16 protein-coding genes are annotated in these 16,040 nt (G+C 56.4%); 4 read left to right on the top strand and 12 right to left on the bottom strand.

Going from position 1 to position 16,040, the window contains the following annotated elements; genetic code table 11:
* Positions 1-143: 143 nt before the first annotated feature.
* The 3 genes from ACIROW_RS23665 to ACIROW_RS23655 all read right to left on the bottom strand — a co-directional run bounded on the left by ACIROW_RS23665 (position 144) and on the right by ACIROW_RS23655 (position 2,702).
* Positions 144-944, bottom strand: a complete 801-nt coding sequence (locus ACIROW_RS23665; protein ID WP_402279560.1) for a MetQ/NlpA family ABC transporter substrate-binding protein — start codon at positions 942-944, stop codon at positions 144-146.
* Between the two features lie 65 nt (positions 945-1,009).
* The gene (locus tag ACIROW_RS23660) at positions 1,010-1,663 is read right to left on the bottom strand and encodes a methionine ABC transporter permease (RefSeq protein WP_402279557.1); all 654 of its coding nucleotides are present in this window, start codon (positions 1,661-1,663) and stop codon (positions 1,010-1,012) included.
* Entirely contained in the window at positions 1,653-2,702 is a 1,050-nt protein-coding gene (locus tag ACIROW_RS23655) for a methionine ABC transporter ATP-binding protein (RefSeq protein ID WP_402279554.1), read from the bottom strand. Before ACIROW_RS23655 ends, ACIROW_RS23660 begins: the two co-directional genes overlap by 11 nt.
* Positions 2,703-3,009: 307 nt before the next feature.
* Between ACIROW_RS23655 and ACIROW_RS23650 the strand changes: the two genes are divergently transcribed.
* Positions 3,010-3,579 (top strand): methylated-DNA--[protein]-cysteine S-methyltransferase, encoded by a 570-nt coding sequence (locus ACIROW_RS23650; protein WP_402279552.1) that lies wholly within the window; start codon positions 3,010-3,012, stop codon positions 3,577-3,579.
* Between the two features lie 151 nt (positions 3,580-3,730).
* Here ACIROW_RS23650 and groL read toward each other — a convergent pair whose 3' ends face one another.
* From groL to ACIROW_RS23605, 9 genes are all read right to left on the bottom strand, one after another.
* Positions 3,731-5,383, bottom strand: a complete 1,653-nt coding sequence (groL, locus tag ACIROW_RS23645) for a chaperonin GroEL (protein ID WP_402279550.1) — start codon at positions 5,381-5,383, stop codon at positions 3,731-3,733.
* A gap of 117 nt (positions 5,384-5,500) precedes the next feature.
* On the bottom strand, positions 5,501-5,791 hold the full coding sequence (groES, locus tag ACIROW_RS23640; protein ID WP_007882171.1) for a co-chaperone GroES: 291 nt from the start codon (positions 5,789-5,791) through the stop codon (positions 5,501-5,503).
* Between the two features lie 880 nt (positions 5,792-6,671).
* On the bottom strand, positions 6,672-7,127 hold the full coding sequence (locus tag ACIROW_RS23635; RefSeq protein WP_402279547.1) for a DUF4437 domain-containing protein: 456 nt from the start codon (positions 7,125-7,127) through the stop codon (positions 6,672-6,674).
* Between the two features lie 117 nt (positions 7,128-7,244).
* The gene (locus tag ACIROW_RS23630; protein WP_402279545.1) at positions 7,245-7,853 is read right to left on the bottom strand and encodes a heme-binding protein; all 609 of its coding nucleotides are present in this window, start codon (positions 7,851-7,853) and stop codon (positions 7,245-7,247) included.
* Between the two features lie 522 nt (positions 7,854-8,375).
* Positions 8,376-9,296 carry a LysR family transcriptional regulator gene (locus ACIROW_RS23625; RefSeq protein WP_402279542.1) on the bottom strand — a complete coding sequence of 307 codons (921 nt, stop codon included), beginning with the start codon at positions 9,294-9,296 and terminating at the stop codon, positions 8,376-8,378.
* 115 nt (positions 9,297-9,411) lie between these two features.
* The gene (locus ACIROW_RS23620) at positions 9,412-10,158 is read right to left on the bottom strand and encodes an SDR family oxidoreductase (RefSeq protein WP_402279539.1); all 747 of its coding nucleotides are present in this window, start codon (positions 10,156-10,158) and stop codon (positions 9,412-9,414) included.
* Positions 10,159-10,562: 404 nt separating this feature from the next.
* Entirely contained in the window at positions 10,563-10,907 is a 345-nt protein-coding gene (locus ACIROW_RS23615) for a 4Fe-4S binding protein (RefSeq protein ID WP_402279537.1), read from the bottom strand.
* Positions 10,908-10,925: 18 nt separating this feature from the next.
* Positions 10,926-11,318, bottom strand: a complete 393-nt coding sequence (locus ACIROW_RS23610) for a cupin domain-containing protein (RefSeq protein ID WP_116434115.1) — start codon at positions 11,316-11,318, stop codon at positions 10,926-10,928.
* 49 nt (positions 11,319-11,367) lie between these two features.
* Positions 11,368-12,681, bottom strand: a complete 1,314-nt coding sequence (locus ACIROW_RS23605) for an MFS transporter (RefSeq protein WP_402279535.1) — start codon at positions 12,679-12,681, stop codon at positions 11,368-11,370.
* Positions 12,682-12,925: 244 nt separating this feature from the next.
* On the opposite strand from ACIROW_RS23605, the gene ACIROW_RS23600 reads away from it, so the two are divergent.
* The 3 genes from ACIROW_RS23600 (at position 12,926) to ACIROW_RS23590 (ending at position 15,961) form a co-directional block, all read left to right on the top strand.
* A complete protein-coding gene (locus ACIROW_RS23600) occupies positions 12,926-13,546 on the top strand; it encodes a DJ-1/PfpI family protein (protein WP_402279532.1) in 621 nt (206 codons plus the stop codon).
* On the top strand, positions 13,504-14,205 hold the full coding sequence (locus ACIROW_RS23595) for a helix-turn-helix domain-containing protein (protein WP_402279529.1): 702 nt from the start codon (positions 13,504-13,506) through the stop codon (positions 14,203-14,205). The genes ACIROW_RS23600 and ACIROW_RS23595 overlap by 43 nt, the downstream gene beginning before the upstream one ends.
* An 82-nt stretch (positions 14,206-14,287) precedes the next feature.
* Positions 14,288-15,961: a methyl-accepting chemotaxis protein gene (locus ACIROW_RS23590; RefSeq protein ID WP_402279615.1), complete on the top strand. Its 1,674-nt coding sequence runs from the start codon at positions 14,288-14,290 to the stop codon at positions 15,959-15,961.
* Positions 15,962-16,040: the final 79 nt, after the last annotated feature.

The raw sequence follows: 16,040 nt of genomic DNA, 5'->3' as shown, positions 1-16,040 counted from the left end.
CTTTTTGATAATTGTCTTGCGAGCAAGAAAAGGGTTTTTCGGTGTTTGTTTTGCTTTTCGGAAACCAGCAGGCGTAAAAAAGGCTTTCCGAAGAAAGCCTTTTTGGCGGCGGTACTGCTTGCCGGTGACGGACTACCGCTGGATTACCAGGAAGTCACGACCGAGTTCTTGTACTTCTCGATCACGAATTTCTTGATTTCCGGGCTGTGGTAAGCCTTGACCAGCTTGGCAACCCAAGGCTTGTCCTTGTCTTCGACGCGCACGGCGATGACGTTGACGTAAGGGCCCTTGGCGGCTTCGATGGCGATGCCGTCCTTGGTTGGCGACAGGCCGGCGGATTCAGCAAAGTTGCCGTTGATGGCGGCGGCATCGAAATCATCCAGCGAACGCGGCAGTTGGGCTGCATCCAGTTCGATGATCTTGACCTTCTTCGGATTGTCGACGATGTCCAGCGGTGTTGCCTTCAGGCCCGCATCAGGTTTCAGCTTGAGCACGCCTTGCGCTTGCAGCAACAGCAGCGCGCGGCCGCCGTTGGTAGGGTCGTTAGGGATGCCGACGCGAGCGCCGTTCTTCAGGTCGTTGAGCGACTTGATCTTCTTCGAGTACACGCCCATCGGGAAGGTGATGGTGGTGCCGACGCTGACCAGCTTGTAGCCGCGGTCCTTGACTTGCGCGTCCAGGTACGGTTGGTGCTGATAGCTGTTGGCGTCGAGGTCGCCGGCAGCCAGCGCCGCGTTCGGCTGGATGTAGTCGCTGAACTCAACGATCTGCAGCTTCAGGCCGTCTTTCTCGGCCAGCTTCTTTACCTGTTCCAGGATTTCAGCGTGCGGGCCGCCGGTGGCGCCGATCTTGATCGGCTTGTCTTGCGCCAGGACCGGTGCGGACACCAGGCCGGCAACCACGCTCAGACCTGCGAAAAATTGGATTAATTGACGACGATTCATTGTTTCCCTCTCTCTTCGATAGCAGCAGCGGATAGCTGCATTATTTTTTACGCCTGGACCTGTTCTTAACGATGGCTCAGACGACGTACCAGGACATCGCCCAGTGTTTGCACCAATTGCACAAATATGATCAGGATCAGCACCACCGCCAGCATCACTTCCGGCAGGAAGCGCTGGTAGCCGTAGCGGATGCCGAGGTCGCCCAGGCCGCCGCCGCCGATCGCACCGGCCATGGCGGAATAACCGACCAGGCTGACGAAGGTGATCGTAAGACCCGCGACGATACCAGCAAACGCTTCAGGCACCAATACCTTGTAAATGATTTGCCACGTGGTCGCGCCCATCGCTTGCGCGGCTTCGACCAGGCCGTGGTCGACTTCGCGCAAGGCGGTCTCGACCAGGCGCGCGATGAACGGCGCCGACGCGATGGTCAGCGGCACGATCGCGGCAGCAGTGCCGATCGAGGTGCCGACGAAGAAGCGCGTGAATGGAATCACGGCCACCAGCAGAATGATGAACGGCGTCGAGCGCACGGCGTTGACCAGCAGGCCGGCGATGCGGTTGAACGCGACGTTGGGCAGGATGCCCTTGCGTTCGGTCAGGTGCAGCGCGATGCCCAGCGGCACGCCGAAGACGGCGCCGAGCAGGCCGGAGATGCCGACCATCATCAGCGTTTCGCCGAACGAGCTGATGAAGAGATCAATCAGTTCAGATGACATGGTTCAGCTCCTCTACCACGACGCCTTGCGCACGCAGGTAATCCATTGCATTGGTAATGTTCTCGGCGGTGCCGTTGGCGAGGATCGCCAGCGAACCGAAGGCCTGGCCCTGGATCTCGTCGATCTGGCCGTGCAGGATATTGAAGTCCAGGTTGAAACGGCGCACCGCTTCCGACAGATGCGGCTGGTCCACGCCCGAGCCGGTGAAGGCGAAACGGAACAGATGGTCGGTACCCGCGCCGGCCTCGGTATTGGCCAGGCGCGCGCGCAGGCGCTCCAGCACGCCCTTGGGCAGTTCGTGGGCGATGACGTCGCCGATCAGGGCGCGCGTGACTTCATGTTTCGGTTCGCGGAACACGTCCAGCACTTCACCCTGTTCGATGACTTCGCCGGCTTCCATCACGGCGACGCGATCGCAGATCACCTTGATGACTTCCATCTGGTGAGTGATGAGGACGATGGTCAGGCCCAGTTCCTTGTTGATCTTGCGCAGCAGCTCGAGAATCGAGCGCGTGGTTTCCGGATCGAGCGCCGAGGTTGCTTCGTCCGACAGCAACACCTTGGGATCGTTGGCGAGCGCGCGGGCGATGCCGACGCGCTGTTTCTGACCGCCGGAAATTTGCGCCGGATAGCGATCCTTCAGGGCGGTCAGGCCGACCAGTTCCAGCAGCGGCTCAACTTTCTTGGCGATCTCTGCCTTGGACAGGCCGGCCAGTTCCAGCGGCAGCGCGATGTTGTTGTACACCGTGCGCGACGACAGCAGGTTGAAGTGCTGGAAAATCATCCCGATGTGGCGACGCGCATCGCGCAGATCGTCGGCCGACAGCGTGGTCATGTCCTTGCCGTCGAGGATGATCTTGCCCTCGGTCGGACGATTGAGCAGGTTGATGGTGCGCACCAGCGTGCTCTTGCCGGCGCCGCTGCGGCCGATGATGCCGAAGACTTCGCCCTTGCGGATGGACAGGTCGACGTTGCGTACCGCATCGACCGTGCCGCCGCCGTTGGGGAAGCGTTGGGTGACCCCCTGTATTTCGATCATATTACTTTCGATGTTGCTGAATTGTTGCTTCATGAAAAAGGCAGCAGGGCGGCTAAATAACCAGCCTGCTGCCGATATTTTTATATAGAGCCGTGATTTTATGAGGATTTCGTTGCAGGCGGAACTACATTTTGCATATTCCCTAATGAGAAAAAGGCATAACCAAGCGCTTTTTGGCGCGAATTGCAAAGAAGAAAGAGGATCGGCTCATGCCTGCAATTTCAATTTTGATCATTTACCAAGACCCGCCTGCATGTTTGTGCCAATGCGACTAAGATAGCCGTCCCGACCCGGAAGGAAACCATCGATGGCATATGTCTATACAACCATGAAGTCGCCCGTCGGCGAGCTGACCCTGGTCGGCCGTGGCGAGCGACTGGCGGCGATCCTGTGGGAAAACGACAAGCCCACGCGGGTACGGCTGGGCGAGATGAGCCCGGACCCGGACAGCCCGGTCTTGCGCGAGACCGAACGCCAGCTCAACGAGTACTTCGCCGGCAAGCGCAAACAGTTTGAAGTCGAGCTCGATTTCACCGGCACCGATTTCCAGAAGCGGGTGTGGGCGGCGCTGCTGACCATCCCCTTCGGCGAGACCCGCAGCTACAGCGAAATTGCGGTGCAGTTGGGCGACATCAAGGCGGTGCGGGCAGTCGGCGCGGCCAACGGCAAGAATCCCATCTCCATCATCGCCCCTTGTCATCGCGTGATCGGCGCCTCGGGCGAGCTGACCGGCTTCGCCGGCGGACTCAAGGCCAAGGAGCTGCTGCTCACGCTGGAGGGCGCGCATGCCTTGCACAACAAGCCCGGCACCGCGGTCCCGCAAAAGCGCCGAAGCAAGCTGCCCGATCCGAACCAGGGTTTGCTGTTCGCCGATTGATCTGATGATCGTCCAGCGACGCAAACTCTGCGCACAATAAAAAAGGCCTCGATCGCTCGAGGCCTTTTCTTTTGCTGCATGTTGCGTACAGCTGCGTGGAAAGCGTGCTTTCCGGTGCGCCCGCATTCCGGAGAATGCAGGCGCAGCCGAATTACATCATGCCGTCCATACCGCCCATGCCGCCCATACCACCCATGCCGCCTGGCATACCGCCAGCCGACTTGTCTTCCGGCAGTTCTGCAACCAGTGCGTCGGTTGTCAGGATCAGGCCGGCGACCGAAGCGGCGTTTTGCAGTGCCGAACGGGTAACCTTGGCTGGATCCAGAACGCCCAGTTCAACCAGGTCGCCGTAGGTGCCGTTGGCAGCGTTGTAACCGTAGTTGCCAGTGCCTGCCAGGACAGCGTTGATCACGACCGAAGGTTCGTCGCCTGCGTTGAACACGATCTGGCGCAGTGGCTCTTCGACAGCGCGCAGAACGATCTTGATGCCGGCTTCCTGGTCAGGATTGTCGCCCTTCAGGTTCTTGACGTTGGCGCGAGCGCGCAGCAGTGCAACGCCGCCGCCTGGCACAACGCCTTCTTCAACAGCAGCGCGGGTTGCGTGCAGAGCATCTTCAACGCGTGCTTTCTTTTCCTTCATTTCGACTTCGGTGGCTGCGCCAACCTTGATCAGAGCAACGCCGCCTGCCAGCTTGGCAACGCGTTCTTGCAGCTTTTCGCGATCGTAGTCGGAAGTCGCTTCTTCGATTTGCGCGCGGATTTGCTTGACGCGTGCTTCGATAGCGATGGCTTCGCCGTTGCCGTCGATGATGGTGGTGTTTTCCTTGCCGATTTCGATACGCTTGGCTTGGCCCAGTTCAGCCAGAGTGGCTTTTTCCAGGGTCAGGCCGACTTCTTCGGCGATCACTTGGCCGCCGGTCAGGATAGCGATGTCTTCCAGCATTGCCTTGCGACGGTCGCCGAAGCCAGGAGCCTTGACGGCTGCAGTCTTCAGGATGCCGCGGATGTTGTTCACAACCAGCGTTGCCAGTGCTTCGCCTTCGACATCTTCAGCGATGATCAGCAGTGGACGGCCGGCCTTGGCGACTTGTTCCAGGATCGGCAGCAGGTCACGGATGTTCGAAACCTTCTTGTCGAACAGCAGGACGAATGGGTTTTCCAGAGCAACAACTTGCTTTTCTTGGTTGTTGATGAAGTAAGGCGACAGGTAGCCGCGGTCGAATTGCATACCTTCGACGATGTCCAGTTCGTTTTCCAGCGACTTGCCGTCTTCCACGGTGATGACGCCTTCTTTGCCGACTTTGTCCATTGCCTTGGCAATGATGTCGCCGATATCGGAATCCGAGTTAGCCGAGATCGAACCGACTTGTGCGATTTCCTTGCTTGTCGTTGTTGGCTTTGCCAGCAGCTTGACTTCAGCGACGATGGCGGTGACAGCCTTGTCGATGCCGCGCTTCAGGTCGGTTGGGTTGAAACCGGCTGCAACGTACTTGAAGCCTTCGCGAACGATCGCTTGAGCCAGCACGGTAGCGGTAGTAGTACCGTCGCCTGCGTTGTCGGAAGTCTTGGAGGCAACTTCCTTAACCAGTTGCGCGCCCATGTTTTCCAGCTTGTCTTTCAGTTCGATTTCTTTCGCAACCGACACGCCGTCCTTGGTGACGGTTGGGGCGCCGAAGCTGCGCTCCAGAACCACGTTACGGCCCTTGGGACCCAGGGTTACCTTGACTGCGTTAGCCAGGATGTTGACGCCATTGACGATTTTTGCACGTGCGTCATCGCCGAAAATTACTTGTTTTGCTGCCATGTTGGATTCTCCAAAATTCGTTTGTTATTGCAATTGAATCAGCTTGATCAGCATTGATCAGACTTGTTCGCTGCCGGCGCAGGACGATTTACGTCGCGCCGCGGCAGGGGACGTCGATTATTTTTCGACGACGGCGAACAGGTCTTCTTCACGCATGACCAGCAGTTCCTGGCCGTCGATCTTCACGGCTTGGCCGGAGTACTTACCGAACAGAACGCGGTCGCCGACCTTGACTGCCAGCGGACGGACCTTGCCGTCATCCAGGATCTTGCCGTTGCCGACTGCCAGGATTTCGCCTTGATCCGGCTTTTCAGTTGCTGCGTCAGGCAGCACGATACCGGATGCGGTCTTGGTTTCTTGGTCGAGACGCTTGACGATAACGCGATCGTGCAAAGGACGAAGGCTCATGAAAACTCCTTAAAATTCAATAAGTTATAAATAAATTGCGGCATCGGCTGCAAAGTGTACTTAAGCCCTGCAGCAAGAAATCCGTGCCACATCGGAAAAGTGGGTAGGCCAGGAGGAGTTGTTAGCACTCTCCCCTAACGAGTGCTAAGTATAGGGGTGGGAAGGGGGTTTTTCAAGGGCAGGGATGATTTATATACGTCCAGACGACTGTCGGAATTCATTTAAGTCTGAACTTTTGCCACTTAACTCTGAATTTCTCGTCTCAATAGCCCTGTTTCCAGAATGTTGATTTGCACCGAGAATTGCCCCACGTTCAGAACACAATTCTGCTGATGACCGTCAACAGAAGATCGGAGTGATCGAGGTGGCCTTACCAGGCATTATTCGACTCTGGCACCTTCGTGACCGGGTCTCATTGCGAGAGATCATCGGGGTTCAGGGATCTCACGCAGCACCGTCAGGCGGCATTCGCGCTGAAGCCAGTGAGCCGGCCTATGCAGATAGGCGTCCCGGGGGATCTACAGAAAAATACGCACTAAAACTCTCAGCGTAGTTCATCACGCAAGCAGCGCGGTACCTTATAGCAGCTCCACTTGGCGCTGCGATCCTTGGATTCAGAGGGGCGTACGATCGGGGCGAAGCCTTCGTCAGATGCTGGAAGGTGGGTCAGTGGGGGAAGGGGCAATTTCGCGAGAAAATCAAAAAAACACATGCAATCGCGTTGCGGCATTCGCCCGGCAATGGAAAGTGGACGAGTCGGATAGAAAAATTCTACAGGCACAGGAATACTCACAAGGCAAAATTCCCAGAAAAATAATCTGCCGGGAATTCGCTTGTGAGGTCGGTGACGACATGTGGTCGCCCAATTGTGCGTCGTTGACTATTTGCTCAACACATAGTCAAATTTGCCCGGTTGCACGAGGAAGAACAAGCAGTCGGTGTCCGAGATGCACTCCGTCACATGCGACTCTTCACCGCGTTGAAACCAGTAGGAACCTACCGGAAGCGGAACTGCTTTCCCACCGGCCTGATAGTTGGCGCCGACACCCTTCAGCACCACGGCATAGTAGTCCTCGGTGTGTGTATGCGGAGCGCTCTTGAAGCCGGCCGGTGCGCGAACGAAAGTACCGTGACGTCCGTTTGCCAAATTCCCATAGGCCGGACCCGCCTTGAGCTCCTTGCCATCCGACTTCACGCCGGTATCTACAAACTTGATGTCGCCGGCGGGAACGCTCACCGACGGGCCTTCGTGCGCAGGCTTCTTGTCCGCAGCGCTTGCGACGATGGAAACACCGAAAGCCAGCCCCATTGCAATGATTACTTTTTTCATGTTCATGATAGTGTTTGATATAAAGATGATGTTGAATGATCGTGACAGTCACGGATCATGATTGCCAATCGGCGTCGTGATTGATGAGGGTAAATACCTACCCATCCATCAGTTCACTCCGCGTTACTTATTCAGAAGCCCGGCCACTTTGGCCACACCTGCCTGGGCGCAGACTTCGTCTTTGTCACCACCAGGCGAGCCACCGACACCGAGTCCGGCAATGGTTTCTTCTCCCACCTTGAATGCCACTCCGCCAGGCAACGCCGTGACATTGGGTGTGCTTGCCAGCGACTGAGCCAGCAGAGGTGGATACTTCGACAGAACACCGATATAGCCGCTGGTCGTATCGACATGGAAGATCGGCCCCATCGTCACGACCGTGTAGGCCTTGCGGAAGCTGCTGTCCTTGGTGTGAATCACCGCATGGTCGCCGCGCAGAACAACTTGCGGCGTTCCCGATACATCGACAACCGTCGCAGTCACGTCGTAGCCATTTGCCTTGCATGTGTCCACCGCCGTTTGCGCTGCAATAATTGCCGTGCTCAACGGCAGCGTCTTGCCGCTGACCGATACCTGTGCCTGAGCCGGTGCCTGAGAGATCAGGGCGATAAGTCCCACCATAACGGTCAACGATGCGACCCCTACGCCAAGTTTTTCTTGCAGGCTGGCAGTGTCAAATCGGTTGCCCGATTTGCCGCCGGTGCCGCGTGCAGTTTTGTTTATGATTTTCATATTTCAGTTATCTCGCATGGGTTGATTTGAGCGGCAAAAGAGTCGATACACGAAACACCAACAACGCTTCTTCCTGATCGCCTAAGCTGATCGGTCGTCTTGTTTCGCTTGGTCGCTTTGCCTGAAATGAATCATGCTCTGAATCGATTTAAAACAGAATCATGCAAATGTGAGAATCATTTCCTCAGAAAATGATTAAATTGCGGGGATCTGAAAGGGGCGCAGCTCGTCGTTCTTTCTTGGACTGGCGGCACCTGATTGCATCAAGGAAGGCTGCGCATGCGCCCGCATCCGTAATGGAAAATCCGGGAGGCATAGTCGTGTTTCACCCTATTCCATAGGGTATTGATGCGCGCCATGGGAAACGCACTAGTGCCTAAGCGAGTTAGGGCTCAAATGGCTTGCAACGGCGTCTGTAAGAAATGGAGGGGAATCAACTGCGTCGGAGCAATTCGGCAGGAGGACAAACGTCGCCGGTGGTCCGGGTACACCAGCGATGTCGAGTGTGCATCGGGGGGGAATTCAATCAGAAGGAATGCGCCCGAATTCAGCAAGCAACTCGCGAAGTTGCGGTACAGCATAGTCAATGAATCTGCGCAGCTTTGCCGGCATCGCTTCCCGGGAAAGAAAAACCACATGAACCGGAATCGGCTCAACCTCAAAATCTTGCAAGACGTATTGCAATTTCCCAGCCTTTACCGCGTCGTGCACATCGTGTTCAAGGATGAAGGTCACACCGATGCCTGCGATAGCCGCATCCACTGCGGCATCCGGCGACGAAACCAGTAAGCGCGGTACATCGGAAACTGTGTATGTTTGCCCCGTATCCTGACTGCGGTAACGCCATGGAGAGAGGCTTGGACTATCGAATACGACGCAAGGAAATTTGTTCAAATCCTCCGGCGTCTCGGGCAGGCCATATTTATCCAGAAGCGCCGGGCTGGCTACGGTCACCACCCGCAATGCCCCAACCCTCGTCGCGACCAGACTGCTGTCACGCAGATTCCCGACACGGATTGCCACGTCGGCGTGTACGTCGATCAAGTCAATGACGCGATCGGACTGTACCAGCCGGATTCGAATCTCGGGATAGAGCGCGAGAAACTGATTGATGACCGGCAGCACCCGCAAACGCGCAACCTGCACGGGCGAGGTGACAACCAGTTCTCCCCGTGGGGTCGTGAATTCACCGGCGGCACGCCGCTCCAGTTCGTCCACGTCTTCGAGGATTCGCTTTGCCGCAGCGACATACTCAATGCCCGCTTCGGTCAGCGCGAGCTTCCTTGTTGTTCTGATGATCAGCCTCGTCCCGACCATCGCTTCAAGGTCGCTGACGTTCCTGGTGAGCGTGGGAGCTGATACATTCAATTTTCTGGCAGCGGCCGACAAGCTGCCTTCCTCAACCGAGGCCACCAACATCGCCATCGCTTCTAGTCGGTCCACTTGATGCACCCAGAAAAAATATGAAGAATCAATTCTAACCCCAGGTTGCCCAATTCAAGCCAGGTCCTGTCCGCCGGGACGGGCCTGGCTTGTCGCGACATAGTGTCGCTGCACATTAGAACTGTGTCAGACCACCGTCGACCACCATTTCGGTTCCAGTGGTGTACGACGAATCGTCGCTTGCCAGAAACAACGCTGTCTTGGCCAGCTCCTCAGGGCTGCCGAAACGCTTCAGTGCAACCTTGTCTGTAATGCTGGCGGCGACCTGCGACAGCACGTTGTCGGGCAGGCCGATCTTGCTGTAGAACGGAGTTGCAATTGCGCCCGGGCTGATGGCGTTGACACGGATGCCGAGCGGTGCCAGTTCGGCACCCAGGGTGCGAACCAGGGAGCGCGTTGCTGCCTTGGTGGCGGCCAGAATCGACAGGCCTGGATAACCGATGGTGTTGAGGAAGGAGGTCGTCACGATGACGCTGCCGCCCCGGCTCATCAGCGGAGCCGTCTTTTGGATCGTGAAGAATGTGCCTGTGAAATTCAACGCGAGGTTTTCGTTGATGTAGTCCTCGGTGACGGAAGCGAGAGGAGCGACCGTGGTGGCGCCGGCGTTGGCAAAGACGACGTCGATGTGGCCGAACTGCGTACGGGTTTTTTCGACTGCACGTTCGATATCCGCTACCTTGCGGATGTCCGCCTGGATCAGCAGAGCGTTGCCATTGAGCGCCTTGCCGGCTTCTGCCAGACGTTCGGCGTTCGAGCCAACCAGCACGACATTGGCGCCTTCCGCTTGGAACAGCTTTGCAGTTTCCAGTCCGATGCCTGATGTGCCGCCGGTAATAAATGCCACTTTGTTGCTGAGTTTCATGATTTTTCCTTTGAGTGATAAGTTGGATCGCAATGCAATGGCTGACGATGACGTCACTTCGTCAACTTGTTGTGTTGAATGCCTTGCTTGGAACAAATAGTAGATCTCACCACTTTTAAAGAGAATCCATTAAACCTGATTAATATCTAATCAAAATATGAGGAAGTAACCAAGATGCCGGGATCGCGGTCAATAGCGACTGGTGTGCTTGTCAGGCTGAGGGAGGGCTTTGCTTTCGAGATTTTCCGGGAGCCGGTGTTAAGCCGCGCGATAGCTTGAATGCGTACACATCGGGAGCATTGCCGGGTAGGAGGAGTGCGGCATCTTGCGTCAGATCTTTCCGAGTGAAAACGGCGCCTGCGAGGCGCCTGTCGTTTCAGAAGAGACCAGGAAGCGCCGCCAATTTATTGCGCTTCCGGGTCGGGGGCCGGTAGCAGGAATTCTCTTTTGTCGGTCACCGTCAGCCATGTTTGCGCATCATCCGGCACTTTTCCCTGTTGCGTAATGAGGGGCCATGTCTTCGCAAACTGGATGTTGATATCGATATAGTCGCGGTCTTTGCCGGCGAGCGTCTCTTTGGCGCGGATTGCTCCTGCGGGGCATACCAGCTCACATATTGCGCAGTTGACACAAACGGATGGATCGATCACCACAAAATTCTGTCCTGCGCGGAAAGCCTGCACAGGGCAGACTTCCACGCATTCCATGAACTTGCAGCGAATACAAGCTTCGGTGACTACATAGCTCATGACATTTCTTTCTGAAAATCAGAAACCGGCGTCAACGTCAAAAAACACATTAGGCTTGCGATACACCGCCAGGATCACGCAGCCTTCGTCGGAGCGGGTTTCGTGCAACGAACCGGGCTTGCGCCATGTGAATTCACCGGCGCGTGCGATGCCGTCGTGATCATAGAAAGAGCCTTCCAGCACAAAGCTCTGTTCGATCTCCGGATGACGATGGAACGGGAGGGTGGTGCCAGGTTCCCATTTCAGCAGGCAAGTCAGCTCGCCGCTTTCGGCATTTTCGTACAGCGCCTTGATGCGGATGCCTTTGTGTTTGGTCGGCTTCCATTCCAGATCATCCGGCTTGACATAGGTAGACCCGTTAGGCGTTGGGGCCAGTTTTCCCTTCAAGCGGGTTTCGACGACTGCGTTCATTTTCATCTCCTTAAAAAATGCGGCTGTTCCGCGATAAGTTGAACAACTACTACAACACTTCGTTTCTGGTTTCCCGGGCGGCCAGCGCCGCGACAAGCGTGATGACGGCCAGTACGATCAGCATGATCGAGACGCCGGCGGTCCCTCCGAAATAAGCCATCAGCCCCGTCGCCAGCATCGGCGAAAGCCCGCCGCCGATGGCAGCTGCGACTTGAAAGCCGAAGGAGGCGCCGCTGTACCGCACATTGGCACCGAAGAGTTCAGGGAAATACGTCGCTTCCGGTGCAAACATGAGTCCATGGCCCAGGCTCAGCGCCACGATCATCGTGCCGATCACGATGGTCGCGTCTTTCGTATCCAGCATCGTGAAGAGCGGGAAAGCCAATAGCATCGTGATGATCGCTCCCGCTATATACATGGGGCGTCGGCCGATGTAATCGGACATCAGCCCGAACAGGGGAATCGTCACCACTTCGACGATCGCCGCATAGAGAATGCCGTCCAGGATCAGGGACTTCGGCAACGAAAGTGTGTTGGTGGCGTACAGAACGATAAAGACGGTCAATATGTAGACCCAGGACACTTCCGAAATTTTCAGTCCGATCGCCGTCAGGAATGAACGCGGGTTCTTCAGGATGGCGTCCAGAACCGGGCTCTTCGACAGTTCATTTTTTTCTTTCATGCGGAGGAAAACCGGCGACTCTTCCACCTTGCTGCGGATGAAATAGCCCACCACCACCAGCACCAGGCTCAGCAAAAACGGTATCCGCCATCCCCAAGCCATGAAGTCGGCTTCAGGCAACTTCGAGACAATGGAAAAGACTGCGGTAGCAATGAGCAATCCGAGCGGAAAGCCGACCTGAACCAGACTTCCATAAAATCCGCGTCGATTTGGTGGTGCATGCTCCAATACCATGAGTGCTGCACCGCCCCATTCTCCGCCCAGGCCAATGCCTTGAATGAAGCGCAGGGTGATCAGAAGAACCGGCGCCCATATCCCGACCTGAGCATAGGTGGGGAGGCAGCCGATCAGAACCGTCCCCAGGCCCATGATGAACATCGTCAGCAAGAGCATCGATTTGCGACCGACCCGGTCGCCGAAGTGCCCGAAAATGGCGCCGCCCAGCGGGCGTGCAAAAAAGCCGACGGCATAGCTGCCCAGTGCCGCCAGCGTGCCGATGATTGGCGAGACGTTCGGGAAAAACAACTTGTTGAATACCAGCGCTGCCGCCATGCCATAAATAAGAAAGTCGTACCACTCGATAATCGTCCCAATCGAGCTGGCTGCTGCGATTGTGCCGATCTTCCCTTTTGTTTCTGCCTTTCCTCCGGTCACCGCGTGACTTGTTGTTGGAATTGCCATCTGTGCCTCCTTCGTGTGATTTTTTACGAAGAACCGATTCTCGATACGAGAAACTCTATCTATCAGCAGTGGAAAATATCTTATTGGGAAACAATCGTTGTAACGAAATTCACTGTTGAATACAATAAATCGTACCTATCACCCTTCTTCTCCTGGTTCAGCTAGACAGCTGATGAAACTCAATGTAGCATCAAGTATCCCAACAGTAAACATTTTAATTAAAAGTTTCATAAAGGAGATTGGCATGAAAGTTGGCATTTTTATTTATCCAGATGTAGAGCCGATTGATTTGGCAACCTTCGGCGTGTTGTCGATGGCGCGTCGTGTTGATCCTGACATTCAGATCTGCACACTTGCGCCGCAGAGCGGAGAAGTTCGGCTGGCGAACGGGCTGCGGGTGATCGCCGACTACGGTGTCGACGACGCGCCGGCGCTGGATGTGATTGTCGTGACGGGAGGTCCGGGATGGCAGGCGCAGACTGTTGCGAAGAGCACGCTCGATTTCCTGAGGACGCGTGCGGCCGATACGTTGCTGGTCTCAGTGTGCACCGGCGGCATGATCATGGCCGCAGCTGGCGTTCTTGATGGAAAGAGCGCGACGACCAAGGTTGAAGTCATTGGCGCCGAGGTTTCTCCGTTGAGCGTGATGGCGTCGAAATATCCGGAGATTTCGACAGTGCATTCAAGCCTGGTCGATGAAGGAACTATCGTCACCGGCGGCGGGGTGACGCTGTGCATCGACGCGATGATGCATCTGCTCAAGACAAGAATCGACCCGAAAGTGGCGGATGAGACCGCCCGGATCATGGAGTATTCCCGGGCATGGCAGGCCAACATAACTGCGTTGCCGCCGGTTCAAGTCTGATGATGTCGGACGCTCCTCCCGCCGACGCGGCCGCCGGGCTGTCTGACGTAGAAATACGTCTGGGTACGCGCGTGTACGAACTTCGCAATGCGCGCAGTTATACGCTTGAGCAGCTGTCGGTCGAGACCGGATTTACCAAGGGATACCTTTCAAAGATAGAAAATTCGAAAGTCATTCCTCCAATCGGCACGCTGATAAAAATAGCGCAGGCGCTGCATACCGATCTGGCTGAATTGCTCGGTACGGAAGTGCTGGCCGAAAGCACCAGCGGAATCTGCGTCGTGCGCGCATGGGCACGCGAACCCAGCGTGCGCGGCGACAGCTCGTTCGGCTACGACTACATTGCGCTGGCCAACAAGCGGCGCCGCAAGACCATGGATCCCTTCATCATGGTATTTCCCTCCGATCTGTCGCACGACGTGCGATTTGAGCATGAGGGGGAGGAGTTCATTTACATACTCGAGGGGCAAGTCGAGTTTAGCTTTGTGGTTGACGGCAAGGAGCGGCAGTGGGTTCTGTCTCCGGGCGACAGCATCTATTTTGACTCGCAGACACCGCATCGCGGGCGCGGTCTGCAGGCGCAATCCAGGGCGTTGATGGTGACATCGCAGCCGGCGGATTCCGGAGGCGACAGCGCGCTTGGGATGCGGCCAGGGTAAAGAGCATGGCGGTCGGTCGATGTGCTCCATTGAATCGATCGGCCATCGTCAGACGATTCAAATTATGGAGGAAATGGCTGTCATGAAAAATCTTACGCTAGGCGGGAAGCTGTATTTGATATTGGTGCTGATGTGGGTCGGTTTGGTGTCGTTCGGCGTCTGGTCTGCGTGGAACACGCGCAGCATTTTGACGGAAGAGCGTCGCACCAAGCTTCGCGCCAATGTCGAGATTGCAGAATCTGTAGTCAAGGGCTATGCCGCACGTGTGGATAGCGGCGAGCTCACCATGGCGGAAGCACAGAAGCGTGCCATCGCAAATATCTCCGCCATGCGCTTCAACCCGGAAGGTTATTTCGTCGTGCAGGATCAGGACTTTATCGCGCTGGTCCATGCGAATCAGAAAATTGTGGGGAAGAGCCAGCGGGATTTCAAAGATACCAATGGAAAGTACTTTATCCAGGAGCAGCGGAAACAGATCGATGCCACCGGCGAAGCGCAGGTGGATTATTCCTTCCCGCATCCGGGAGATACCGTTCCTGCACCGAAGATCACCTACGCCAAGCTCTTCAAGCCGTGGGGATGGACAATTTTTACCGGAGCGTATGTCGATAGCATCGAGCTTGTGTTCTATAGCGAACTCAAGGGCATTCTGAGCATCACGATTGCAATCGGCTTGCTGCTGACGGCGCTGACCTATCTCGTCATTCGCAACGTTGCGCGCAGCCTCGGTGGGGAGCCGTCGTACGCCGCCGAGATTGCGTCGAGAATTGCGGATGGCGACCTGGCATTCGAGATCAACGTAAAAGGCGACAACGAAAATAGTATGCTGGGCACCATGCATCGGATGCAGCGGCAATTGTCCGCGACGGTCGGCCAGATCCGCCAAGGCACGGACACGATTGAAGTCGGCGCCGGCGAGATCGCCGCAGGCAATCTTGACCTGTCTTCACGCACCGAGCAACAGGCGAGCTCTTTGGCGGAGACATCCGCCAGCATGGGGGAGCTCACTTCCGCGGTACAACAAAATACCGATAACGCGCGACAAGCGGGCGAGTTGGCCGGCAGTGCATCGCGCATCGCGGAGCGTGGCGGTGATGTGGTGAGCAAGGTGATAGAGACCATGCGTGGAATTAACGATAGTTCGCTCAAGATGGTCGACATCATCAGCGTGATCGACAGCATCGCCTTCCAGACGAACATCCTCGCACTTAATGCCGCCGTCGAAGCGGCGCGCGCCGGTGAACAAGGTCGCGGCTTTGCGGTCGTCGCGACGGAGGTCAGAACGCTGGCGCAACGCAGCGCTCAGGCGGCAAAAGAGATCAAGGGACTCATTGACGACTCCGTCGCGCGTGTCGGCAATGGCTCCGGCCTGGTGGAGAAAGCCGGAGCAACAATGAAGGAGATGATGGTTGCGGTTGACCGGGTGACGGATATCGTCGGCGATATCTCCTCTGCGTCAGAGCGACAAAGCACCTGGATTGGGCAGATCAACGATGCAATGATGCAAATGGACCAGGTCACCCAGCAAAACGCCGCGCTCGTCGAAGAGGCGGCTGCTGCTGCAGCGTCGTTGGAGGGGCAGGCGAAACGCTTGAAGCAGGCAGTCGAAATCTTCAAAACGGAGGATGCAAGATCGATGGCGGCAGCTGTATCTGCAAATGCTTCGACGCCTTCAGGGAATGCGGCTGGTGTGGGTCGCGGAGAACAATCGAAGAACAAATACCCACAGCAGAAATTGGCGCTACCGGCGAGGTAAGGCATGGGCCTGGTTCAATGGCGCGCCCGCTTTTCCGTTGAGCCGGCGCCGTTTTCCTGGGCCCCTGCGGGGTGGAGAT

The sequence above is a fragment of the Herbaspirillum sp. NPDC101397 genome (assembly GCF_044767325.1).
Lineage (GTDB): Bacteria > Pseudomonadota > Gammaproteobacteria > Burkholderiales > Burkholderiaceae_D > Herbaspirillum.
This window is presented reverse-complemented; position numbering and strand designations above follow the sequence as displayed.

Excerpts from the sequence above, each read along its gene's own strand:
- ACIROW_RS23665 (WP_402279560.1), bottom strand. The coding sequence starts at position 944 with ATGAATCGTCGTCAATTAATCCAATTTTTCGCAGGTCTGAGCGTGGTT.
- ACIROW_RS23660 (WP_402279557.1), bottom strand. The coding sequence starts at position 1,663 with ATGTCATCTGAACTGATTGATCTCTTCATCAGCTCGTTCGGCGAAACG.
- ACIROW_RS23655 (WP_402279554.1), bottom strand. The coding sequence starts at position 2,702 with ATGATCGAAATACAGGGGGTCACCCAACGCTTCCCCAACGGCGGCGGC.
- ACIROW_RS23650 (WP_402279552.1), top strand. The coding sequence starts at position 3,010 with ATGGCATATGTCTATACAACCATGAAGTCGCCCGTCGGCGAGCTGACC.
- groL (WP_402279550.1), bottom strand. The coding sequence starts at position 5,383 with ATGGCAGCAAAACAAGTAATTTTCGGCGATGACGCACGTGCAAAAATC.
- groES (WP_007882171.1), bottom strand. The coding sequence starts at position 5,791 with ATGAGCCTTCGTCCTTTGCACGATCGCGTTATCGTCAAGCGTCTCGAC.
- ACIROW_RS23635 (WP_402279547.1), bottom strand. The coding sequence starts at position 7,127 with ATGAACATGAAAAAAGTAATCATTGCAATGGGGCTGGCTTTCGGTGTT.
- ACIROW_RS23630 (WP_402279545.1), bottom strand. The coding sequence starts at position 7,853 with ATGAAAATCATAAACAAAACTGCACGCGGCACCGGCGGCAAATCGGGC.
- ACIROW_RS23620 (WP_402279539.1), bottom strand. The coding sequence starts at position 10,158 with ATGAAACTCAGCAACAAAGTGGCATTTATTACCGGCGGCACATCAGGC.
- ACIROW_RS23615 (WP_402279537.1), bottom strand. The coding sequence starts at position 10,907 with ATGAGCTATGTAGTCACCGAAGCTTGTATTCGCTGCAAGTTCATGGAA.
- ACIROW_RS23610 (WP_116434115.1), bottom strand. The coding sequence starts at position 11,318 with ATGAACGCAGTCGTCGAAACCCGCTTGAAGGGAAAACTGGCCCCAACG.
- ACIROW_RS23605 (WP_402279535.1), bottom strand. The coding sequence starts at position 12,681 with ATGGCAATTCCAACAACAAGTCACGCGGTGACCGGAGGAAAGGCAGAA.
- ACIROW_RS23600 (WP_402279532.1), top strand. The coding sequence starts at position 12,926 with ATGAAAGTTGGCATTTTTATTTATCCAGATGTAGAGCCGATTGATTTG.
- ACIROW_RS23595 (WP_402279529.1), top strand. The coding sequence starts at position 13,504 with ATGGCAGGCCAACATAACTGCGTTGCCGCCGGTTCAAGTCTGATGATG.
- ACIROW_RS23590 (WP_402279615.1), top strand. The coding sequence starts at position 14,288 with ATGAAAAATCTTACGCTAGGCGGGAAGCTGTATTTGATATTGGTGCTG.